Below are 21289 nucleotides of genomic sequence, written 5' to 3'. Positions count from 1 at the left end.
CATGGCACACGACAAAATAGTAGTAGGATTAGACATCGGAACCACCAAAATATGCACCATTGTTGGTCGCATGAATGAATACGGTAAGGTTGACATTTTGGGCATAGGTCAAGTACCTTCAAATGGTGGCGTTACCAGAGGTGTGGTTTCAAATATTGATAAAACTGTTAATGCCATCATCGATTCTACCAAATTGGCCGGAGAAAGTTCAAATGTAGAAATCAATCGAGTACATGTGGGCATTGCCGGTGCACACATCAATAGTTTGCAACACAAAGGAATGATAATCCGCAATGATGGTGAATCGGAAATTTCGCAATCGGATTTGGATAAGTTGGAAGCCGACATGCACAAAATTGCCGTAAATCCGGGCGATAAAATTATTCATGTTTTACCTCAAGATTTTACCGTTGATAATGAGCCGGGAGTTGTTGACCCAATCGGCATGGCCGGAATAAAGCTCGAAGGCAATTACCATATTATCACTGGGCAAATTACCGCTGCGAAAAATATTTACAAATGTGTCGAAAAATCGGGTCTAAAAGTATCCGACCTCACGCTGGAACCATTAGCCTCATCGCACTCGGTTTTGAGCGATGAAGAAATGGAAGCAGGTGTGGTATTGGTTGATATTGGAGGTGGCACAACAGATGTAGCCATTTTTCATGATAACATTATCCGGCACACGGCCATTATACCTTATGGAGGCAACATCATAACCGAAGATATTAAGGAAGGCTGTAATGTGATGAAACATCAGGCCGAATTGCTAAAAACAAAATTTGGTTCTGCATTGGCCGACGAATCAACCGAAAACGAAATTGTTTCAATACCAGGTTTAAGAGGGCGTGAGCCGAAAGAAATTTCAGTGAAAAACCTTTCAATGATTATCAATGCAAGGGTTTCTGAAATTTTGGAATTGGTGTATTACGAAATAAAAGCAAGTGGTTTAGAGAAAAAATTGGTTGGAGGTTTGGTAATAACCGGTGGTGGAGCCATGCTCAAAAACATTACTCAACTTGCCGAATTTGTTACAGGATTGGATGCACGCATCGGCTATCCGAACGAGCATTTGGCCAAAGGTTTGGTAGAAGAGGTAAAAAGCCCCATCTATGCCACAGGCGTTGGTTTGGTGCTAAAAGGATTGCGTGGAGAGACAGGAACACACAACGTTTTTAAACCACAGGTGGTGGAGGAAGTGGTGGAAGAACCTATTCAGTCAAAAGTAGAGGATGAGCAAGACCAACACGATATGAATATTAAAGCCGAACGAAGAGAGCATTTCTTCTCAAAGTTTAAGGCTTGGTTGAAGGATGAAAGTGATATACAAGATTTTTAATTAAGACGCATGAATTTTAAGATTGACTTACCCAAAGAAAGATCATCCATCATAAAAGTGATAGGAGTAGGCGGCGGTGGCGGCAATGCCGTTAACTATATGTACAAACAAGGCATAAGTGGAGTAGATTTTTTTATCTTCAACACAGATAATCAGGCGTTAGAAATCAGTCCGGTTCCAAATAAAATTCAAATTGGAAATGAATTGACCGAAGGTCGGGGTGCGGGTTCAAATCCTGAAGTTGGCAAACGTGCGGCAGAAGAAAGCATAGAAGATATTATCGAATCGCTTGGAGTAAATACTCAAATGGTTTTTGTTACTGCCGGCATGGGCGGTGGCACAGGCACTGGGGCTGCTCCGGTTATTGCCAAAGCAGCAAAGGATATGGGCATTCTTACGGTTGGTATCGTTACAACACCTTTTACTTTTGAGGGTGGAAAACGATGCAATGCCGCCGAAGATGGAATTGCCGAAATGCGAAGAGCCGTAGATTCGTTGTTAGTTATTTCAAATGACAGGATAAAAGATATGTATGGTAATTTGAAAATTACAGATGCATTTTCTCATGCCGATAATATTTTAACTACGGCTGCCAAAGGAATTGCCGAAATAATAACCATTGCCGGAAGTATAAACGTGGATTTTGAAGACGTGAAAACCGCCATGAAAGACAGCGGGGTGGCCATATTGGGTAATGGAGTAGCCGAAGGAAAAGACCGAGCCATGCGTGCTGCCGAGTTGGCTTTAAACTCGCCGTTGTTGAACGACAATAAGATTAACGGAGCCAGCGATTTGTTGATTAACATTTCGTATGGTGCCGAGGAGGCAAGCATGGATGAATATGCCGAAATCAACGAGTTTTTCCAAGAACAGGCGGGAAGAGATGCCAATTTGAAATGTGGTTTGTGCTACGATGAAACATTGGAAAACAGTATTTCGGTGACCATTATAGCTACTGGTTTTCACAAACAAGAAAATAGATTGATAAAGCCTGCAATAGAACCTCAAAAATTGGAAGAGCATATTTTTGAAGCTGTATCTATTGGTAAAATAACAGTAAACGAAACAAGCGATGTGCAAGAAGAGGCAATCGCTGAAGAAGAGCCTCAATCGCAAACCTCCATTTTTGACATTATAAATTCCGAGGATGAATTGAGAAAAGCAGATGACAAGGTTCGCGAAATGAAGGAGCGAATGATGCATTTGAGAGAGCTGAACAAAACCGCCAATTCTCCTGAAGGTATGGAGGAGTTGGAAGGTGTTCCGGCCTATAAAAGAAGAGGGATAAAATTGAATAATACGCTTCATTCGTCTGATATTGAGATATCAAGAACATCTCTAATTGACGAACCAGAGGCAAAACCTGAATTGAAGCAAAATAATTCGTTTCTTCACGACAACGTGGATTAATAAAGAGTTTGACTACACATGCGACTTGAACAGGGGGGCGGTAAGCATTTGGGAAAGTGCTTATTTGGCTACCCCTTTCTTTTTTTCTTTTAGAAAGTAAATTTTTTTCAACCATTAAGAAATTTGGGTTCATTAAGTCTTAATTTTCTTAATACCTAAATGGTTTAAATATTTCCTTCTTTTTAAAACCATTAAAAAATTTAGGTTCATTAAGTCTTAATTTTCTTAATGCCTAAATGGTTCAAATTATTCCAAAAAAGTTGTGTGCCACCTCTGTCAAACGCAGTGGTAAAAAAGAAAAAATCGAATAAAGAAAGATACGAAATAAAACGCATACTACCTACCCAAGTATCTGCTCGCTGTGTTTTTTTGCCACTACATCATCAATGATGTTTGATATTTTCCCTTCTTCATTGATGATAAATGTAGTTCGAACGATGCCCATATACTCTTTACCGAAGGTTTTTTTGAGAGCCCAAACACCAAATTTTTCGGCAATTTTATGGTCTTCATCCACCAACAAATCAAACGGAAGTTGATATTTAGAAATAAATTTTTGATGCTTTTTGGCTTTATCCGGACTAATGCCAAAGAGGGTATATCCTGCCTTTTTCAATTCCTCAAAATGGTCTCTTAGGTTGCATGCCTGATTGGTGCAAGTTGGTGTGTCGTCTTGCGGGTAAAAATAAAGAATTGTTTTACGGCCAATAAAATCATTGTCCGAAATGGTTTCCTCATTCTGATCGATGGTTGTAAAGTTTGGAATTTTTGTTCCAATTTCTAATTTGCTCATTTTGTATTAATTGTTCGTTCAAGCACAGCTTTATTTCCGGCTCCATCGGTCACCTCAAGTTTAAGTGTATGGCTTCCGGCTTCTATCCAGTTCGGTACTGAACCAAATAGTCTGTTCAACTTTGGTTCATATTCCAGCAAAACCCATTTGTTGTCGATATAACAATTGTAGATGTCTATATCGCTGAGATTGTCCACCACCTTAAAAGATAATGAATTACCTAAATTCAACGGAGTAATTGTGGGCTCTGTATCATCATACGCCAGATAGTAAACACTCAACTCTTTTGAAGTTTCGGTTATATAATTTCCCGACACTTTCCCACCTTCATAATCACTGGTTTTGGTGTTTTTATCGTAACTCATCATCACAAGTTTAGATTCATCAGCCACGCCATCGGGTATTTTAATTTGCACGGTAGCCGATTTATGCAAAGGCACATTGGCATTATTTACCTTTATCATGGGCGAAACGGCATTGCCTGTGGCCGGGGTTTCAGAAATGCTCATGTAGGTATCGTTATACAAAGCATCTGAGGGAAGTGTTATTATGGCATTGGTAGATTTTAATATGTTTGTCTTTCCGGCGGTGCATTGGCTATTTCCGGCCATATTGGTGCCACCGGCTGTCAGAGGTTTTGCAGTTTCTTTTCCAATAAGATTGAACCAAAATGTATCAGCGTGTCCCGAAAAATCTTTTATGGCAACGCTTATTTTGAGTGTTTCAGAATCTTTTACCTCAAAAATGCCGTTACCTTTATAAAAGTGAAGTTTGTTTCCATTGTCTTTAAACATCTTTACATATCGCACTCCATGTTCGGCAAAATACCAATAATCGATATGTTGATTGATGTATCTCCCTTGGTCAAAATCAAAATCTTCAATGGTTTGCGTAAAAATAGTTTTACCGTTTACAGATAGTTCGGCGTAGTTTATACCTAGTTTATTCATCCTATCCGTAAAAAAGTCAATCCAGTTGGCACCCACGGCGTATTGCCCGGGAGCTACATCAAGACTGCTTCCACTTTTTTGAATTTTTTGTCCGGCATAAATGCCATATTGGGCATATCGAGTGTGGTCAATGGCATATAAAAAACAAGTACCTATGGTCGGAGAAATATTGTCATCCACCCGAAGACCGTACAGCAATGGATTTACCGTTCGCCCTCGACTATCTCTTATTTCGAAATGCAAATGTGGGCCTCCGCTACCGCCGGTGTTGCCGCTTATGGCCACCACCTGCCCTTTACTAACGGGGAGTTTCCCGGCAGGTACATACCAGTCAAACTCATAGTTTTTAAGGGCATATTGGTGTGCAATTACCTCCTCTTGAATTGTGCCATAAAACTTTTGTAGATGCCCGTAAACAGTGGTAGTGCCATTGGGATGCTGGATATAGAGAGCCTTTCCGTACCCTTTTTCGTCCACTTTTATACGGCTGACAAAGCCACTCGCAGCGGCCTTTACCTGCTTACCTTCCACTCCTCCCGTGCGTATATCAAGCCCTCCATGAAAATGGTTGTTCCTCAGCTCGGCAAAAGTTCCGGACAATAAAATCTCGCCATCTATCGGAGATACATAATAGCCAAGCTGAACACCTTTTTTGTTTGGTTTAGTTTTTTCAATTTCTTTTAGCGGTGTGGCAGATGGATGTTCGGTTGGGTTTGTATTAGCGTTAAGTTTTTTTGAAGAATCGGCATACGTTGGGCTTTTGCTTTCGGGCTCTATTTTTTTCGATAATCCAGAATCGCTTTTACCCTTCTCGTTTTGGTTATTCTCCGAAATAGTCTTGGTTGGTTGCTTATTTCTTACAAACCAAATAACCAGAAGCAATGCCAAAGCCGCTCCAATCACCGCCACCAACTGTCTCTTTTTTTTCACCCCGCAATTATAGTAGATTAGATGTTAAGTTGCCCCGATAGTTATCTGGAGGTTTACCTTTATAGATGAATGCTTGATATTATACAGTCGTCATTCAGAAGTTTTAGTCGAAGAATCTCATAAAAGGCTTTAAAAAAAAACTTGCACCAACCAAAAAAAAGTCTAAACTTTGAACTATTGATAACCTAAAAGAAAATGTGAAATGAATTAAAATCCTGACAACGTGGCAAAAACCAAAGAAAAGCAATGTTAAAGTGCCATACGTTACGACCAAAAAGTGCATACCGAAAAAATCTTTTAGACCAATGTTTTTTAACTTTAAAAATGAAAAATTTATGAAAAAATGTACAACAAACGAAGCATTCGGCCAAGCTGATGATGCTTTAAACCATTCGCCACGGCGAACTAAACAGCACCAAACTACACACACACACACACAGCGTTGGCGGGCTGTCAAGTATTAATTATTTGATAGGCTAAAGGGGCCGCTAATGCTGGTATTGGTTACTTGGGTCTGCGGTGCAGACAATGCACAAGTAATCATAAGCCTTAATACAACATGGACTCCTTCAGGTAGTTTACCTATTGGGTATAATAATGGGGTAACTATTAATTCCGGAGTTACTTTGACCATTGATGGTGCGACTCTGAATATGAATAACTTGGCGAAAATTACCTTAAACACTGGTGCAAAACTAATAGTTATGAATAATGCAAAATTGCAGTCATCCGGTTTGGGAACTAACGTTTGGAATGGTATTGTAGCTAATGGTGATCCAGCAATTGAACAATTTATCACTTTCCCGGATCCAAATAAACACAACAATTCAGCCTCTTGGGAGGGAGTACTAAATAATAATCAAACCTTGGTGAAAGCTGAAAATTCATCAATTTTAAACGCTAAAATTGGAATTCAATCGAAAGATGGAGCCGTGGTAAGGACGAGGAAAACAAATTTCACAAATTGCGAACTAGGAATCAACATAGAGCCTTATAGTTCAATGGATTGCCCAGAATCAAATGCCTCGTTCGTAATGGGTTGTGTTTTCAAATGGGACAACCAAAATTTCATTAGTAATTCTATTTATTTGCCAAATAGACTGAAACATATTAGTATGTCTGGAGTTGCTGGGGTTAATATTGGTGGCAATACTTTTACAAATGGAATGACGGCTCAAGCTTGTCAACGAGACAGAGGAAAAGGAATTGTAGCAAACGGGTCATCAGCTATCCTTGAATTTGAGGCAGACCAATTCACCAAGGATGTTAATTACGAAAGTTGCGGTGGTATTATGCAGAAAAATGGTGGAGGTGGTGCTTCCAAGGTAAATACGTTTTCAAATCTGACTACTGGTATTGAGGCAGTTTCATCAAACTCAAATAAGTTCTTTATTAGAGGGTCAGAATTTTCTAACTGTTTCAACTCGATAAATCTAAATGGATTGTCAAAAGGAATTATTTTTGAATGTCAGGTAGAGAAAATTTTGTCGGGTTTAGCGAATATTTTTAAAAGTTCTGGTTGTGGTTCCATTCACTTTCAGGATGTTATAATCAATGACTGCTCAGAATCTAGGATTATTGATAACGCGTTCAAATATCATGTTGTGCAACCAAGCCCATATAGCCAAAATACCGCCATAACGATAGATAACACCAATGGGACGGCAAAAATAAAAGCTAATGACTTCGACTATGCTGGTCAGTTGACATTTTTGTTGACAGGGATTGATATTTTCAATGCAGCAGGGTCTAGTTCAATTTTGGTTGAATGCAATAATTTTGAAGGCTTACAAGTTGATATTCGTGTTTCAAGTGGTGATTTGGACATCGGAAGTTCCTCCAAAGATGCTGCTAATTCCTTTACCACAACTGGTAACTCAACATTTAATATTGAAAATATAGGTACAGGAAACGTTAATTTTTTTGGACTTTCTACGGTTAATCCAACGTTGTCTAATGTTAACTCCAATATAGTAAGTTCTGCTCTTAACTGCACCATTACTTGTGATGACTTTGAAATGAATTGGGAAGATTTTTACTGCCCCACGCTTGGTATTGAAGGTTTTAATGATGGAGTTCGTTCAATAGACATTTACCCAAATCCTACAAATGGAGTATTTCGATTAACAAATTTGTCCGGAATAGGAAAGTATCAAGGCAGTATTCATACAATTCTTGGTCAGGCAGTTGCAAATTTTGAGGCAATGAATGAGGAAGAAATAGATGCCTCTTTTCTAAAAAGTGGTGTGTACTTTTTGAAGTTGGTTTCGGAAATAAATAATAATGTGTATGTCGGTAAATTGGTCATTGATTAATACGTTTTTGATAATTACAGTACGACTGTTGGGGCTATTTTGCCCAACGGTCGTATTTTCTCAAGAGGTAAAGTATTGGCAAAAAAATTCTAGACTTTTTGCTTTGAACTGCAATGACCAAATAAAAGTCATTGATGTGGGGATGGATGTGACTGTTAGAAGTTCGCTTTGTTATACAACAAGAGATGGACAATTAGGCTATTACTTTGAGCAAGACATTGGCTTAAAAGATTCAAATGGAAATTTACTCTCAGGTAATGAGAATTTTGTTAAGGGGGAATATGATCAGGCTGTAATTGAATATTCGGAATATCACCATATTGTGTCCACCATCGGGGCTAATTTCTATGAGCCGCCTTACAGTACCAATCCTGACAGAGGAGTTCATTTGCAACGAATAGAAAGAGGCTCGGATGGAACTTTCAAGGTTTTATGGAATAAGGCTTTATTGGTTGGAATGGATATTACGGATTTGACATTTTCGCGTATTGATACCAATAAAACACTATTGGTATTTATGAGCAACAAATCACTTTACACAGGATTATTAGTTGATGAATCATTTCGTATGCTTGACTCAATTGCAATTTATGAGCATCCAGCTTTTAGCACCAAATACGATGCAATACCCAATGTTTACACAGAAATAAATCGGCAAATTGTCAAGCCCGCACATGTCCAAAATTATATTACCTTTTTGTCTAACATTAAGTATTACCTTAAAAATGACAAGGGTTTGGACTTATTGCTTGCATCCCAAAATGTACTGTTTAGGCTTGATATCGATTCAGGAACCCTGCATTTCAAAAAGAGTGAAAATGCCCATGTTCTGTTTAACAAAATCGATGAGGTTGGTGCGGAAAATCAAATTTATGAAGAATTGGATTTTAATAAATGGGGTAATCGAATTGAAATTTCCCCAAACGATAGCTTTTGTTATTTTCTAACATATGAGATATACAAAATTGAGGGTTCTGTTTTTTATTATAGGGGAATATTGCGTACCGTTAATTGTTATAGTGATTTGCAGGAAAAATTATATTTAGCACACACATACGAATCACTCAAATTGGGTATTAGCGGGAGTCTTTTCCTCTTGGATAGCGAACATCCAAGTAGGCAATCTGGGGGAACTGATCGGAGCGAAAATAAAATTTGGTATTCAATCTTTCTAAACTCTAACAATGGCTCGCTTCTGAGGGAAGATTTGTTCTGGAAAAACGACTCCCTTTTGTTTAAACCTCGCTATTACAAGTACCCCGGTAATATCGGTGAAAATATTAGTTTTGACTTCTATGATTATCTGCGATTTAAACCAGAGATTGAATATTCCTGTACTGCCAATGTGAAATTTAATAATATATCAGATTTTAATTCAGATTTGGATAGTTTTATTTGGTATTTTGTCTTGGATAATGATGAAATTGATACCTTAATAGATTTTGAACCAAGACTGGAGTATAGTAAAAACGGCGACTACCCCTTTAAATGTTATGGAAGCAGTTCTAAGGGTAGAGGTTATGGAGAATGGTATTTCGACACACTCCACATTCGCATCCCCCAAAAACCAGTAGCCAATTTCTTAGCTACGGATAGGGTTTTTTGCTCCTACAATCCCGTAACGCTTACCTTTAAAAATCTTAGCACCGCGGATACAATCCACCCCACCAATGGCCAAAAATGGGTTTGGACCTTTGGTGATGGGCAAACTCAAACCAGCCTTTCATCTCAAAATCTTGTGTCTCACACCTATAAAACTCCCGGTTTTTACACTGTAAGTCTGTTTTATAGCAACGGCTTTTGCGACAGCACCCTGGTAAAAAACCAATATATCGAAGTGGTGGACGCACCAAACCCTGGTTTTACTGTTGACAACAGCCGAGGCTGCACACCATTTACCGTACATTTTACCGACACCGTCACCCGAAATGTAACCAAAAAGGAATATTATTTTTCAGATATAGACCAATGGCAAGAAATTGCCACTCAACAATTTAGCCATACTATTGCCACAGCGGGTACACACTATGCTGTGCAGCGGCTTTACGGTTTTACGGGTTGTGTTACACAACTAGATACGGCTTATTTTTATGTTACCAAAGGTTTAACAAACGCCGACAGTAGCCATATACTCACCGCCACTTATGTGCATGATTTTGCCGACCCCAAAAAACAACCGATAACCATACAACTCGCTTGGAATCAATTAGATGCCACCACCGAATATCAAATTACCCGCAATGGTAGGTCAATTACCAATCAACCAATCAACAAATTAACCAATCAACTAACAGACACCATCCCTACCCCCGAAGCATACACTTATCAAGTCATTGCCACCGATAGCTGCGGCACAAAGGCAAGCGTGGGCAGAATCGGTCAACTCATGCTCCTAAAAGGCGAGGTAATAGGCAATAATGAATATGCTGTAATTGAGTTTACACCCTACAGCCAATGGACAGAACCTATAACCTACCAACTGTATGAAGTTACCATCGGGGCAACCGTTCCCATAACCACCCAAACTCCGACACAAACCTATAGAGACGATAATTTGTTGCGAGATAAAGAAATAGAAAAATGCTATGTGGTAGAGGCTTTCACCCAAAGTGGCAACCGAAGCTGGAGTAACATTTTGTGCTTGCCTTACAAACCGTTGGTTTTTATTCCCAACGCCATATCACCCAATAACGACAACCTCAACGAAACCTTTGCACCCCAAACCTACGGCATAGAGCAATACGAAATGCAAATCTACAACCGCTGGGGCGAGAAGGTTTATAGCGGCACAAACGGCAGTTGGCAGCCAAACCCCAATGACAGAGGTGTGTTTATTTACCATCTCAACCTAAAAACTGCCCAAGGCAACTGGCAGCGGTACAACGGAACTGTTACCATTGTGAAATTGACGGGCAAACGATTTCAATAAGGTCAATAAATAAAAGTAATGAACCTTAACTTCGTAATGGTTTTGCAAAAAATCTTTTAGGTTTAAAACATTTTCTAAAAAATTTATCAAACTGCTTTTGTAATTCAAAACCAAAATTCTACCTTTGCACTCCTTTTTAAAAACACGGACAAAAAAGTAATATGCCTACAATACAGCAATTGGTAAGAAAAGGCCGCGTATCCACTACGTCGAAGAGCAAGTCTCCGGCGTTGAATTCGTGTCCGCAACGCCGTGGTGTTTGCACTCGTGTTTACACCACAACACCAAAAAAACCAAACTCAGCAATGCGTAAAGTTGCAAGGGTTAGACTTACAAACGGAAAAGAGGTAAACGCCTACATTCCTGGTGAAGGTCACAACCTGCAAGAACACAGCATTGTGTTAGTGAGAGGAGGTAGAGTAAAAGACCTTCCGGGTGTGCGTTATCACATTGTTCGTGGAGCTTTGGATACTGCCGGTGTTGACGGAAGAAAACAAAGAAGAAGTAAGTACGGAGCGAAAAGACCTAAGAAGTAATGAGAAAGTCAAGTCCTAAAAAACGGCCGTTGTTGCCAGACCCAAGATTTAACGATAAAATGGTTACCCGTTTTATCAATAACATGATGTGGGATGGTAAGAAAGAAGTGGCCAGAAAGATTTTTTACAACGCTATTGATATAGTTGATAAAAAAACAGAAGAAGAAGCTGGTATTGATGTTTTTAAAAGAGCGTTGAACAATGTTATGCCTTCTTTGGAAGTAAAAGCACGAAGAGTAGGTGGTGCTACTTTCCAAATTCCAATGGAGGTTCATCCTGAAAGAAAAATTGCTTTGGGCATTAAATGGATGATTAAATATGCTCGTGGACGAAATGAAAAATCGATGGCCGAAAAATTGGCCGGAGAGGTTTTGTCGGCTTCTAAAAATGAGGGTTCGTCTGTGAAGAAAAAAGAGGATATGCACAAAATGGCAGAGGCTAACAAAGCTTTTGCTCACTTTAGAGGGAGATAAGTAAATGTCAAGAGACCTTAAATATACACGTAACATTGGTATTGCTGCACACATCGATGCGGGCAAAACCACTACTACCGAGCGTATTCTTTACTACTCGGGAGTTAACCACAAAATTGGAGAAGTTCATGAAGGTGGTGCAACAATGGACTGGATGGAGCAAGAGCAAGAAAGAGGTATCACTATCACTTCTGCTGCTACAACAGTTTATTGGAACTACCGTGGCGATAAATATCACGTGAACATTATTGACACTCCGGGTCACGTTGACTTTACTGTTGAAGTAAACCGTTCTCTGCGTGTGTTAGACGGTTTGGTATTCTTGTTTAGTGCAGTTGACGGTGTTGAGCCTCAATCCGAAACCAACTGGCGTTTGGCAAACAATTACAATGTTGCCCGTATTGGTTTTGTAAATAAAATGGACAGACAAGGTGCTGATTTTCTTAACGTTTGCAAACAAGTGCGAGAAATGTTGGGAAGCAAAGCAGTGCCTTTGCAATTGCCCATTGGTAACGAAGAGAAATTTAGAGGTGTTGTTGATTTAATCAACTATAGAGGTATTGTTTGGAATGATGACGATAAAGGAATGACCTTTAGCGAAGTTCCTATTCCTGAAGACATGATGGAGGAAGTTGCTCAATACAGAGAAGAACTTCTTGAGGCTATTGCTGAGTATGACGATACCTTGATGGAGAAATTTTTCGAAAATCCGGATTCAATTTCCGAACGAGAAATTTTAGATGCTTTGAGAGAAGCTACCATCAATATGAAGATTGTTCCAATGATGTGTGGCTCATCCTTTAAAAACAAAGGTGTTCAAGCCATGTTGGATATGGTTATGGAAATTTTACCATCTCCACTTGATCAAGAAGCTATTAGAGGTATCGACCCAAAAACAGATGCCGAAATCGCCAGAAAACCTTCGGTAACAGAGCCATTTGCGTCTTTAGCGTTTAAAATTGCTACAGATCCTTACGTTGGAAGATTATGCTTTACTAGAGCATATTCAGGCAGATTAGAATCTGGTTCTTATGTGTTAAACACAAGAACCATGAAAAAAGAGCGTATCAGTCGTATCTTCCAAATGCACGCTAACAAGCAAAATCAAATCGAAGAATTGCATTGTGGTGATATTGCTGCCCTTGTTGGGTTTAAAGATATACGTACCGGAGATACCTTGTGTGCCGAAAATGCACCTATCGTACTTGAATCTATGGTTTTCCCTGATCCGGTTATAGGTGTGGCAGTAGAGCCAAAAACACAAGCCGATGTGGATAAATTGGGTATGGCTTTGGCAAAATTGGCTGAAGAAGATCCAACCTTCCAAGTTAAAACGGATGAAGAAACCGGACAAACCGTTATTAGCGGTATGGGTGAGCTTCACTTAGAAATTATCATCGACCGTTTGCGTCGTGAGTTTAAAGTAGAAGCTAATCAAGGTGCTCCTCAAGTGGCATACAAAGAAGCGATTACCGGAACGGTTACTCATAGAGAAACATACAAAAAACAAACAGGTGGTCGTGGTAAGTTTGCCGATATTCAAATTGTAATGGGGCCCGTTGACGAAGGTCAAACCGGCTTGCAATTTGTAAATGAAATTGTGGGTGGTTCTATCCCCCGTGAGTATATTCCTTCTGTAGAGAAAGGATTTAAAGAAGCGATGAAAAACGGAGTTTTGGCCGGATATGCAGTTGAAAATCTAAAAGTAAGATTATTCGACGGTTCGTTCCACGCCGTTGACTCTGACCAATTGTCTTTTGAGGTAGCTGCAAAATCGGCTTTCAGAGAGGCATCAAGAAAAGCAAGTCCTGTATTGTTGGAGCCTATTATGAAAATGGAGGTTGTAACTCCAGAGGAATATATGGGAGACATTATGGGTGACTTGAACAGACGTAGAGGTCAAATGGCTGGTGTTGACGAGAAAGCAGGTTCTCAGGTTATCAAGTGTACTGTGCCTCTTTCAGAGATGTTCGGTTACGTTACTCAATTGAGAACAATGTCATCAGGTAGAGCAACTTCATCAATGGAGTTTTCGCACTACGCTGAGGTACCAAAAAACTTAGCCGATCAGATATTGACAAATTTAAAAGGAACTGCAAAATCATAAACAATGGTAAGTCAGAAAATTAGAATAAAGCTTAAGTCTTACGATCACAATTTGATTGACAAATCTGCCGAGAAAATTGTGCGGTCAGTTAAAGTTACCGGTGCCGTTGTTAATGGTCCGATTCCTTTGCCAACTGAGAAGAAAGTTTACACGGTGTTGCGTTCTCCGCACGTAAACAAAAAAGCTCGTGAGCAGTTTCAGTTGTGCTCATACAAAAGATTGTTAGATATATACAGCTCTACATCAAAAACAGTTGATGCTTTGATGAAATTGGAGTTGCCAAGTGGTGTTGACGTAGAAATTAAAGTATAGAAATGTTAGGGATCATTGGTAAAAAGGTTGGAATGACCAGTATTTTTTCCGAAGAAGGAAAAAATATTCCGTGTACTGTAATTCAAGCAGACGAAAATGTGGTAACACAACTTCGTAGTTTGGAGAATGACGGTTATAGAGCGGTTCAAATTTCTGCTGGAGAGCGAAAAGAAAGCAAAACTCCAAAAGCCTTAGTGGGTCACTTTGCCAAAGCAAAAACAACTCCTAAAGCTTTTTCGACAGAGTTTAAAGATTTCAGAAGTGATATAGATCACGATATTAAATTGGGAGACATTATCACTGTTGATATTTTTGAGGAAGGTCAGTTTGTGGATGTTATTTCTAACAGCAAAGGAAAAGGATTTCAAGGTGTTGTTAAGAGACACGGATTTGCCGGAGTAGGCGGTCAGACTCACGGTCAGCACAATAGATTGAGGGCTCCAGGGTCGTTAGGTGCTTCTTCGTTTCCATCTCGAGTTTTTAAAGGGATGAGAATGGCAGGAAGAACTGGAAACAAACGCACCAAAATGGTGAATCTACAAATTTTGAAAGTAATGCCCGAGGATAATGCTATTGTTTTGAAAGGAGCAGTTCCAGGTCATAAAGGTTGTTACGTAATTGTTGAGAGATAATGAAGTTACAGATTGTAAATAATAACGGCGAATCTACCGGAAAAGAGGTTGAATTGGACAATTCCATTTTTGGAGTAGAGCCAAACGACCACGCCATTTATCTTGATGTGAAACAATATATGGCACATCAAAGACAAGGAACGCATAAATCAAAAGATAAATCTGAGATTAATGCTTCTACAAAAAAATTGAAACGCCAAAAAGGAACTGGTACAGCTCGTGCGGGTTCTGCAAAATCAGGTGTTATGATAGGTGGAGGTCGTATGCACGGGCCAAGACCGAGAACGTATGGGTTTAAACTAAACAAAAAACTTAAAGACGTTGCTCGTAGATCGGCACTTAGCTATAAGGCAAAAGACAATCAGATAATTGTGTTAGACCAATTATCGTTTGGTAGCCCCAGCACCAAAGAGTGTGTTGCGGTATTGAATAAATTGAAAGTAATGGGAAGATTCCTTTTGGTAACTTCTGACGTGGATAAAAACGTATATCTATCTGCCAGAAATATTCCAAATGCAGAAGTATTGCCATGCTCAGACATCAATACCTATAGCATTCTAAAGGCAAAGAATGTTATCTTTACTGAAGATGCTGTAAATAAATTATCTCAAAATTTCAACGAAAATTAAGATGGCAGTTTTAGTAAAACCTTTGATTACAGAGAAGTCAAACATTTTGTCAGACAAATTGACGCAATACAGCTTTGTTGTTGATCTTGAGGCCTCAAAACCTGAAATTATTCAAGCTGTTCAAGAAATGTATGGCGTTACAGTTGAAAACATCAGCACTGCTATTATTCGAGGAAAACGAAAAAGCAGATATACCAAAGGTGGTTTTCAAAACGGTAAAAAGTCGAATTTTAAAAAGGCAATTGTAAGTTTAAAAGAAGGTCAAGAAATTGACTTCTTTGAAAGTGTATAAGATATGGCAGTTAAGAGATTAAATCCAATTACGCCGGGTCAACGGTTTAGAGTGGCAAATGCATTTGAAGAACTCACTGCATCTACTCCTGAAAGAAGCTTGCTCGCACCGATTAAAAAATCGGGAGGAAGAAACAACCAAGGAAAGATGACCGTTAGAAACATCGGCGGAGGACATAAACGTAGATACCGTGTTATTGACTTTAAACGAAATAAAGAAGGTCAAGCTGAGGTAAAAACAATTGAATACGATCCAAACCGTTCGGCATTTATTAGCCTTATTGAGTACCAAGATGGAACAAAAAGCTACATTTTGACTCCTGTGGGTTTAAAAATTGGCCAAATCGTTGAGTCTGGAGAAAGTGTTGCACCAGAAATTGGAAACTGTTTGCCACTTTCTAAAATGCCTTTAGGTTCTATCGTACACAACATTGAGTTGCAACCTGGCAAAGGTGGTGAGATATGTAGAAGTGCAGGCACAAACGCCCAATTGCTGGCAAGAGATGGTAAATACGCCATTGTTAAAATGCCATCGGGCGAGTCAAGAATGATTTTGGGAACTTGTGTGGCCACCATTGGTACTGTTTCAAACCCTGACCACAGCCTTATTAGACTGGGTAAAGCCGGAAGAAACAGATGGCTTGGAAGAAGACCACGTGTTAGACCTGCTGCGATGAACCCGGTAGATCACCCACAAGGTGGTGGTGAAGGTAAATCGAAAGGTGGACAAGCTCGCTCAAGAAAGGGTATTCCATCTAAAGGTTTGAAAACAAGAAATGTGAACAAAAGTTCGAACAAGTTTATTATCGAACGTAGAAAGAAATAAGAGTTATAAATGGCAAGATCATTAAAGAAAGGACCTTATGTTGACTTCAAACTTGAAAGAAAAGTGTTGGGTCAAAACGAAGCTGGTAAAAAAACCGTAATCAAAACATGGTCGAGAAGATCATTGATCACTCCAGATTTTGTTGGTCATACGTTGGCGGTATATAACGGAAATAAATTTATTCCTGTGTATGTTACCGAGAACATGGTAGGTCATAAATTGGGCGAATTTGCCCCAACAAGAACGTTTAAAGGACACACAAGCAGATAATGGAAGCAACAGCAAAATTAAATAACTGCCCCGTTTCGCCTCGAAAAATGAGATTGGTTGCCGACCAAATCAGAGGAAAAAAAGTGGAAGATGCGTTGAATATTTTAAAGTTTAACCAAAAACCGGTATATGCCGCTAAAATGGAAAAACTGCTACTTTCAGCCATGTCAAACTGGAAAAACGCAACCGACGGTAGCGGAAACGAGGAAGAATGTGTGGTTAAAGAAGTGTATGTAAATCAAGGTCGTACGCTTAAAAGAATAAAACCGGCTCCTCAAGGTAGAGCTCACAGAGTTAGAAAAAGATCAAACCACATAACCTTAGTTGTTAGCGATAACAGCGTTGTTGATTTTGAAGAAGTAGAAAACGAAACAGAAGAATAACGAATGGGACAAAAAGTAAATCCGATAGGTCTTCGTCTTGGCATAGTAAGAGGCTGGGAATCGAACTGGTATGGTGGCGAAACATTTGCCGAAAAACTTGCGGAAGATGACAAAATCAGACGATACATTGCCGTTCGTATTCCAAAAGGCAGTATCTCTAAAGTTCTTATTGAAAGAACATTAAAACGTATCATAATCACTATTCACACCGCTCGTCCGGGTATTGTAATCGGAAAAGGTGGCCAAGAGGTTGATTTGATAAAAGAAGAGATTAAAAAATTAACTAAAAAAGATGTTCAAATTAACATCTTTGAAATAAAACGTCCGGAGCTTGATGCTAAATTGGTAGGAATGTCGATTGCACAACAAGTAGAAGGTCGTGTTTCATACAAAAGAGCCATAAAAATGGCAATGGCAAGCACCATGAGAATGGGAGCACAAGGAATTAAAGTTATCATTAGCGGTCGTTTGGCTGGAGCTGAGATGGCACGTTCCGCTACCTTTAAAGAAGGTAGAATTCCACTCCATACCTTTAGAGCAGATGTAGATTATGCTCTTTCTGAAGCACTTACCGTTTACGGAAAGATTGGCATCAAAGTTTGGGTGTTTAAAGAAGAAGTTTACGGAAAACGTGATCTTTCTATAAACATGGGACTTGGAGAAAATAAAAAAGGAGAAAGAAAAAAAGGTGGAAGCCCAATGCCCCGCCGAAGAAATTCAAAGCGATAAAAGGAGGACAAAGAGATGTTATTACCTAAGCGTACGAAATTTAGAAAAAAGCAGAAAGGCCGCGTAAAAGGGTTGGCCACAAGAGGTCATAGACTGGAATTTGGAGATTTTGGTTTGAAAACTCTTGAATCACATTGGATAACTTCACGTCAAATTGAAGCTGCCCGTATTGCTTTGAACCGTTACATGAAAAGAGAGGGAAAAGTATGGATTCGGATATTTCCTGATAAACCTGTAACAAAAAAGCCAGCCGAGGTTCGGATGGGTAAAGGTAAAGGATCACCAGAATATTGGGTAGCCGTTATTAAACCAGGCACCATTATGTTTGAAGTAAACGGTGTGCCAAAGGAAGTAGCTCAAGAAGGTATGCGGTTAGCTGCTCAAAAATTACCTGTGAATACAAAATTTGTTGTTAAACCTGATTATAGCGGACAATAATGACATACGACGATATAAAACACATGAGCAACAAGGAGCTTCACGCAACCTTGCGAGAAGAACGAAAGCAACTTCAAAAGATGAAGTTTAATCATGCCGTTTCTCCAATCGAAAATCCAACAAAAATTGCGATTGGTAGAAAAAATGTTGCACGGCTTATGACAGAAATTAATGCTAGAAAAACAGCTGAATAATTAGGTGCTTAGTATGGAAAGAAACGCAAGAAAAGAGATTGTTGGAGTGGTTGTAAGTAACTCAATGGACAAAACGATTACAGTTTCTGTTGAGAGAAAAAAGAAACACCCCAAATACGGAAAGTTCGTTAAAGCTACATCTAAATTTGCTGCTCACGACGAGAAAAATGAGTGCGGTGTGAATGACATAGTGCGAATTATGGAAACACGTCCGCTGAGCAAAAATAAAAGATGGAGATTGGTTGAAATTGTTGAAAAAGCTAAGTAATGATACAACAAGAATCTAGATTAAAAGTGGCCGACAACAGCGGTGCAAAAGAAGTTCTTTGCATCAGAGTGTTAGGCGGCACCGGAAAACGATATGCACGCGTTGGTGACAAAATCGTTGTTACCGTAAAATCAGCACTTCCTTCAGGAGCTATCAAAAAAGGTAGCGTTTCTAAGGCTGTGGTGGTTAGAACGGCAAAAGAATATAGAAGACCGGATGGTTCATACATTCGATTTGACGATAATTCTTGTGTATTGTTGAACGCTCAAAATGAGCCCCGTGCTACCCGTATCTTCGGACCGGTGGCTCGTGAACTTAGAGATAAACAATTTATGAAAATTGTGTCATTGGCACCAGAGGTATTATAATAATGAAAGTAGAAGGAAATACCACACAAAAATTGCACGTAAAAAAAGGTGATACTGTAAAGGTGTTGTCTGGTCGTGACAAAGCAAAAACCGGAGAGGTTGTAGTTGTTTATCCAAAAGATAAAACAGCGATTGTAAAAGGAGTGAATATGGTTACGAAACATAGAAAACCTGATGCAGAAAACCCGGATGGATCAATTGTTAAACTTGAAGCTCCTATTAGAGTAGAAAAGTTGATGGTGGTTGTTGGTGGAACAGCTACCCGAATTGGAAGAAAGAGAAATGATGCAGGTAAACTGCAACGATATTCAAAGAAAACAGGAGAATTTATTTAAGTCAGATGTACGTTCCTAGTTTAAAACAAAAATACCACGATGAAGTGGTGAAAAACTTGCGAGACAAGTTTGGTTGGAAAAATGTAATGCAGGTTCCTAAGTTGGAAAAAATTTGCCTTAACCAAGGTATTGGTAAAGGTGTTTCTGATAAAAAACTTGTTGATAATGCGGTTAATGAAATGACCCTAATCGCTGGTCAAAAAGCAGTTCCAACTATTTCTAAAAAGGCTATTTCTAACTTTAAGTTAAGAGAGGACATGCCTATTGGAGCAAAAGTTACCTTGCGTGGCGATAGAATGTATGAGTTTTTAGAAAGATTTATTTCAATTGCTCTGCCACGTGTTCGCGACTTTCAAGGCATTAGCGACAAAGGGTTTGACGGAAGAGGAAATTATACTATGGGTGTAATTGAGCAAATCATTTTTCCTGAAATAGATATTGACAAGGTAAGTACCATCAATGGAATGAATATAACTTTTGTTACCTCAGCCGCCAATGATGTTGAATGCCTTGAATTGTTAAAAGAATTGGGACTACCATTTAAAAACCAAGATAAATAAGATATTATGGCGAAAGAATCAATGAAGGCAAGACAACGCAAGCGTGAAAGTATGGTTGCACGTTATGCCGAGAAAAGAGCAAAGCTTAAAGCAGAGGGCGATTATGATGCTCTTCAAAAACTTCCTAGAAATGCCTCTCCAGTGCGTTTAAGAAATAGATGCAATGTAACAGGCAAACCAAGAGGTTATATTAGAGATTTTGGTCTTTGCAGAAATATGTTCCGCCAAATGGCAAGTGAGGGTAAAATTCCTGGCGTCACAAAAGCAAGCTGGTAATTTTAAATTGGAAAGAATTTTATGAATACAGATACAATAGCAGATTACTTAACACGGGTTAGAAATGCCATCAAGGCAAATCACCGTATTGTGGAAATTCCTTCATCAAGTTTAAAAAAGGGAATTACCGAAGTATTGTTTCAAAAAGGGTATATTCTAAACTACAAGTTTGAGAATGAAAACGGACCACAAGGTGTTATAAAAATTGCCTTGAAATATCACCCTATTACAAAAATTCCGGCTATCCGTGAATTGAAAAGAGTGAGCCGTCCGGGTTTAAGACAGTACCGAGGTGCTAAAAACCTACCAAGAGTTATCAATGGATTGGGCATTGCCATTATGTCAACATCAAAAGGTGTTATGACTGATAAGGAAGCCCGTCAGGAAAATGTTGGTGGAGAAGTTCTTTGTTACGTATCATAATTTAAGAAGAAAAGAAAATGTCACGAGTAGGAAATAACCCCATTCAGATTCCAGCAGGAGTAGATATTAAAGTTGCGGATAATACCGTGACCGTAAAAGGCCCGAAAGGAGAATTGTCTCAAGCTATGGATTCACGCATAGGTGTGTCTATGGAAGATGGTATTTTAACCGTTAACCGAAGCAGTGAGGAGAAACAGGAAAAAGCAATGCACGGATTATATCGTGCTTTGATAAACAACATGATTGTTGGGGTTACAGAAGGTTTTAAAGTTCAACAAGAGTTGGTGGGCGTTGGTTACAAAGCCGAGGTTAACGGACAAATTTTGGAGTTGAACTTGGGTTATTCGCACAATATTTATTTGCAAATTCCTGCCGAAATCAAAATTTCAGCAGAAACTGTAAAAGGTAAAAACCCAACAATTACCATGGAAAGCCACGATAAACAACTTATCGGACAAGTGGCCGCTAAAATCAGGTCTATTAGAAAACCTGAACCATTTAAAGGTAAAGGTGTGAAGTTTGTTGGTGAAGTATTAAGAAGAAAAGCCGGAAAATCGGCAGCTAAAAAATAGG

General features: G+C 39.1%; 26 protein-coding genes. 24 read left to right on the top strand and 2 right to left on the bottom strand.

Annotated elements, in window-relative coordinates; all coding sequences use genetic code 11:
• Window position 1: 1 nt before the first annotated feature.
• Together ftsA and ftsZ are read left to right on the top strand one after the other, a co-directional pair.
• A complete protein-coding gene (gene ftsA / locus H6607_11920; GenBank protein MCB9263072.1) occupies window positions 2-1339 on the top strand; it encodes a cell division protein FtsA in 1338 nt (445 codons plus the stop codon).
• 9 nt (window positions 1340-1348) lie between these two features.
• Window positions 1349-2749 carry a cell division protein FtsZ gene (gene ftsZ / locus H6607_11915; protein ID MCB9263071.1) on the top strand — a complete coding sequence of 467 codons (1401 nt, stop codon included), beginning with the start codon at window positions 1349-1351 and terminating at the stop codon, window positions 2747-2749.
• A gap of 340 nt (window positions 2750-3089) precedes the next feature.
• Here ftsZ and bcp read toward each other — a convergent pair whose 3' ends face one another.
• Window positions 3090-3542, bottom strand: coding sequence for a thioredoxin-dependent thiol peroxidase (gene bcp, locus H6607_11910; protein MCB9263070.1), 453 nt, complete (start codon window positions 3540-3542; stop codon window positions 3090-3092).
• On the bottom strand, window positions 3539-5422 hold the full coding sequence (locus H6607_11905; GenBank protein MCB9263069.1) for a M23 family metallopeptidase: 1884 nt from the start codon (window positions 5420-5422) through the stop codon (window positions 3539-3541). The genes bcp and H6607_11905 overlap by 4 nt, the downstream gene beginning before the upstream one ends.
• Before the next feature lie 491 nt (window positions 5423-5913).
• Here H6607_11905 and H6607_11900 point away from each other — a divergent pair, with 491 nt between their 5' ends.
• The 22 genes from H6607_11900 to rplF all read left to right on the top strand — a co-directional run bounded on the left by H6607_11900 (window position 5914) and on the right by rplF (window position 21288).
• Window positions 5914-7737: a T9SS type A sorting domain-containing protein gene (locus tag H6607_11900; GenBank protein MCB9263068.1), complete on the top strand. Its 1824-nt coding sequence runs from the start codon at window positions 5914-5916 to the stop codon at window positions 7735-7737.
• Between the two features lie 103 nt (window positions 7738-7840).
• Window positions 7841-10666 (top strand): gliding motility-associated C-terminal domain-containing protein, encoded by a 2826-nt coding sequence (locus tag H6607_11895; protein ID MCB9263067.1) that lies wholly within the window; start codon window positions 7841-7843, stop codon window positions 10664-10666.
• A gap of 161 nt (window positions 10667-10827) precedes the next feature.
• Window positions 10828-11202 carry a 30S ribosomal protein S12 gene (locus H6607_11890; protein MCB9263066.1) on the top strand — a complete coding sequence of 125 codons (375 nt, stop codon included), beginning with the start codon at window positions 10828-10830 and terminating at the stop codon, window positions 11200-11202.
• Window positions 11202-11675 (top strand): 30S ribosomal protein S7, encoded by a 474-nt coding sequence (gene rpsG / locus H6607_11885; protein MCB9263065.1) that lies wholly within the window; start codon window positions 11202-11204, stop codon window positions 11673-11675. Before H6607_11890 ends, rpsG begins: the two co-directional genes overlap by 1 nt.
• A gap of 4 nt (window positions 11676-11679) precedes the next feature.
• Window positions 11680-13782 (top strand): elongation factor G, encoded by a 2103-nt coding sequence (gene fusA, locus H6607_11880; protein MCB9263064.1) that lies wholly within the window; start codon window positions 11680-11682, stop codon window positions 13780-13782.
• A gap of 3 nt (window positions 13783-13785) precedes the next feature.
• Window positions 13786-14094 (top strand): 30S ribosomal protein S10, encoded by a 309-nt coding sequence (rpsJ, locus tag H6607_11875; protein MCB9263063.1) that lies wholly within the window; start codon window positions 13786-13788, stop codon window positions 14092-14094.
• 2 nt (window positions 14095-14096) lie between these two features.
• Window positions 14097-14726 carry a 50S ribosomal protein L3 gene (gene rplC, locus H6607_11870; GenBank protein MCB9263062.1) on the top strand — a complete coding sequence of 210 codons (630 nt, stop codon included), beginning with the start codon at window positions 14097-14099 and terminating at the stop codon, window positions 14724-14726.
• On the top strand, window positions 14726-15355 hold the full coding sequence (rplD, locus tag H6607_11865; protein ID MCB9263061.1) for a 50S ribosomal protein L4: 630 nt from the start codon (window positions 14726-14728) through the stop codon (window positions 15353-15355). Before rplC ends, rplD begins: the two co-directional genes overlap by 1 nt.
• 1 nt (window position 15356) lies before the next feature.
• Window positions 15357-15647 (top strand): 50S ribosomal protein L23, encoded by a 291-nt coding sequence (gene rplW / locus H6607_11860; GenBank protein MCB9263060.1) that lies wholly within the window; start codon window positions 15357-15359, stop codon window positions 15645-15647.
• Between the two features lie 3 nt (window positions 15648-15650).
• Window positions 15651-16472: a 50S ribosomal protein L2 gene (rplB, locus tag H6607_11855; GenBank protein ID MCB9263059.1), complete on the top strand. Its 822-nt coding sequence runs from the start codon at window positions 15651-15653 to the stop codon at window positions 16470-16472.
• Between the two features lie 9 nt (window positions 16473-16481).
• On the top strand, window positions 16482-16742 hold the full coding sequence (gene rpsS, locus H6607_11850) for a 30S ribosomal protein S19 (protein ID MCB9263058.1): 261 nt from the start codon (window positions 16482-16484) through the stop codon (window positions 16740-16742).
• The gene (gene rplV, locus H6607_11845) at window positions 16742-17125 is read left to right on the top strand and encodes a 50S ribosomal protein L22 (GenBank protein MCB9263057.1); all 384 of its coding nucleotides are present in this window, start codon (window positions 16742-16744) and stop codon (window positions 17123-17125) included. Before rpsS ends, rplV begins: the two co-directional genes overlap by 1 nt.
• Window positions 17126-17128: 3 nt before the next feature.
• Window positions 17129-17854, top strand: a complete 726-nt coding sequence (rpsC, locus tag H6607_11840; protein ID MCB9263056.1) for a 30S ribosomal protein S3 — start codon at window positions 17129-17131, stop codon at window positions 17852-17854.
• Window positions 17855-17869: 15 nt separating this feature from the next.
• The gene (gene rplP, locus H6607_11835) at window positions 17870-18292 is read left to right on the top strand and encodes a 50S ribosomal protein L16 (protein MCB9263055.1); all 423 of its coding nucleotides are present in this window, start codon (window positions 17870-17872) and stop codon (window positions 18290-18292) included.
• Window positions 18292-18486: a 50S ribosomal protein L29 gene (rpmC, locus tag H6607_11830; GenBank protein MCB9263054.1), complete on the top strand. Its 195-nt coding sequence runs from the start codon at window positions 18292-18294 to the stop codon at window positions 18484-18486. The genes rplP and rpmC overlap by 1 nt, the downstream gene beginning before the upstream one ends.
• A 13-nt stretch (window positions 18487-18499) precedes the next feature.
• Complete coding sequence (rpsQ, locus tag H6607_11825) at window positions 18500-18754, top strand: 30S ribosomal protein S17 (protein ID MCB9263053.1); 255 nt, start codon at window positions 18500-18502, stop codon at window positions 18752-18754.
• The gene (rplN, locus tag H6607_11820; protein ID MCB9263052.1) at window positions 18754-19122 is read left to right on the top strand and encodes a 50S ribosomal protein L14; all 369 of its coding nucleotides are present in this window, start codon (window positions 18754-18756) and stop codon (window positions 19120-19122) included. The genes rpsQ and rplN overlap by 1 nt, the downstream gene beginning before the upstream one ends.
• A 32-nt stretch (window positions 19123-19154) precedes the next feature.
• Window positions 19155-19457 (top strand): 50S ribosomal protein L24, encoded by a 303-nt coding sequence (gene rplX / locus H6607_11815; protein ID MCB9263051.1) that lies wholly within the window; start codon window positions 19155-19157, stop codon window positions 19455-19457.
• 5 nt (window positions 19458-19462) lie between these two features.
• Window positions 19463-20017: a 50S ribosomal protein L5 gene (rplE, locus tag H6607_11810; protein ID MCB9263050.1), complete on the top strand. Its 555-nt coding sequence runs from the start codon at window positions 19463-19465 to the stop codon at window positions 20015-20017.
• A 6-nt stretch (window positions 20018-20023) separates the two neighbouring features.
• The gene (gene rpsN / locus H6607_11805; protein MCB9263049.1) at window positions 20024-20293 is read left to right on the top strand and encodes a 30S ribosomal protein S14; all 270 of its coding nucleotides are present in this window, start codon (window positions 20024-20026) and stop codon (window positions 20291-20293) included.
• 21 nt (window positions 20294-20314) lie between these two features.
• Window positions 20315-20716, top strand: a complete 402-nt coding sequence (gene rpsH, locus H6607_11800) for a 30S ribosomal protein S8 (protein ID MCB9263048.1) — start codon at window positions 20315-20317, stop codon at window positions 20714-20716.
• A 17-nt stretch (window positions 20717-20733) separates the two neighbouring features.
• Window positions 20734-21288, top strand: coding sequence for a 50S ribosomal protein L6 (rplF, locus tag H6607_11795; GenBank protein ID MCB9263047.1), 555 nt, complete (start codon window positions 20734-20736; stop codon window positions 21286-21288).
• Window position 21289 lies beyond the last annotated feature (1 nt).

It is taken from the genome of Flavobacteriales bacterium, assembly GCA_020635395.1.
Taxonomy (GTDB): domain Bacteria; phylum Bacteroidota; class Bacteroidia; order NS11-12g; family UBA9320; genus UBA987.
Note: the sequence above shows the minus strand (reverse complement) of the source record. Positions and strands in the feature narration are given on the sequence as shown.

Excerpts from the sequence above, each read along its gene's own strand:
- rpsG (MCB9263065.1), top strand. The coding sequence starts at position 11,202 with ATGAGAAAGTCAAGTCCTAAAAAACGGCCGTTGTTGCCAGACCCAAGA.
- rpsH (MCB9263048.1), top strand. The coding sequence starts at position 20,315 with ATGAATACAGATACAATAGCAGATTACTTAACACGGGTTAGAAATGCC.
- rpsC (MCB9263056.1), top strand. The coding sequence starts at position 17,129 with ATGGGACAAAAAGTAAATCCGATAGGTCTTCGTCTTGGCATAGTAAGA.
- rpsS (MCB9263058.1), top strand. The coding sequence starts at position 16,482 with ATGGCAAGATCATTAAAGAAAGGACCTTATGTTGACTTCAAACTTGAA.
- rplV (MCB9263057.1), top strand. The coding sequence starts at position 16,742 with ATGGAAGCAACAGCAAAATTAAATAACTGCCCCGTTTCGCCTCGAAAA.
- rpsQ (MCB9263053.1), top strand. The coding sequence starts at position 18,500 with ATGGAAAGAAACGCAAGAAAAGAGATTGTTGGAGTGGTTGTAAGTAAC.
- rplB (MCB9263059.1), top strand. The coding sequence starts at position 15,651 with ATGGCAGTTAAGAGATTAAATCCAATTACGCCGGGTCAACGGTTTAGA.
- rplN (MCB9263052.1), top strand. The coding sequence starts at position 18,754 with ATGATACAACAAGAATCTAGATTAAAAGTGGCCGACAACAGCGGTGCA.
- rplF (MCB9263047.1), top strand. The coding sequence starts at position 20,734 with ATGTCACGAGTAGGAAATAACCCCATTCAGATTCCAGCAGGAGTAGAT.
- bcp (MCB9263070.1), bottom strand. The coding sequence starts at position 3,542 with ATGAGCAAATTAGAAATTGGAACAAAAATTCCAAACTTTACAACCATC.
- H6607_11890 (MCB9263066.1), top strand. The coding sequence starts at position 10,828 with ATGCCTACAATACAGCAATTGGTAAGAAAAGGCCGCGTATCCACTACG.
- rpsJ (MCB9263063.1), top strand. The coding sequence starts at position 13,786 with ATGGTAAGTCAGAAAATTAGAATAAAGCTTAAGTCTTACGATCACAAT.
- ftsZ (MCB9263071.1), top strand. The coding sequence starts at position 1,349 with ATGAATTTTAAGATTGACTTACCCAAAGAAAGATCATCCATCATAAAA.
- rplP (MCB9263055.1), top strand. The coding sequence starts at position 17,870 with ATGTTATTACCTAAGCGTACGAAATTTAGAAAAAAGCAGAAAGGCCGC.
- rplC (MCB9263062.1), top strand. The coding sequence starts at position 14,097 with ATGTTAGGGATCATTGGTAAAAAGGTTGGAATGACCAGTATTTTTTCC.
- rpmC (MCB9263054.1), top strand. The coding sequence starts at position 18,292 with ATGACATACGACGATATAAAACACATGAGCAACAAGGAGCTTCACGCA.
- rplE (MCB9263050.1), top strand. The coding sequence starts at position 19,463 with ATGTACGTTCCTAGTTTAAAACAAAAATACCACGATGAAGTGGTGAAA.
- H6607_11900 (MCB9263068.1), top strand. The coding sequence starts at position 5,914 with ATGCTGGTATTGGTTACTTGGGTCTGCGGTGCAGACAATGCACAAGTA.
- rpsN (MCB9263049.1), top strand. The coding sequence starts at position 20,024 with ATGGCGAAAGAATCAATGAAGGCAAGACAACGCAAGCGTGAAAGTATG.
- fusA (MCB9263064.1), top strand. The coding sequence starts at position 11,680 with ATGTCAAGAGACCTTAAATATACACGTAACATTGGTATTGCTGCACAC.
- rplW (MCB9263060.1), top strand. The coding sequence starts at position 15,357 with ATGGCAGTTTTAGTAAAACCTTTGATTACAGAGAAGTCAAACATTTTG.
- ftsA (MCB9263072.1), top strand. The coding sequence starts at position 2 with ATGGCACACGACAAAATAGTAGTAGGATTAGACATCGGAACCACCAAA.
- rplD (MCB9263061.1), top strand. The coding sequence starts at position 14,726 with ATGAAGTTACAGATTGTAAATAATAACGGCGAATCTACCGGAAAAGAG.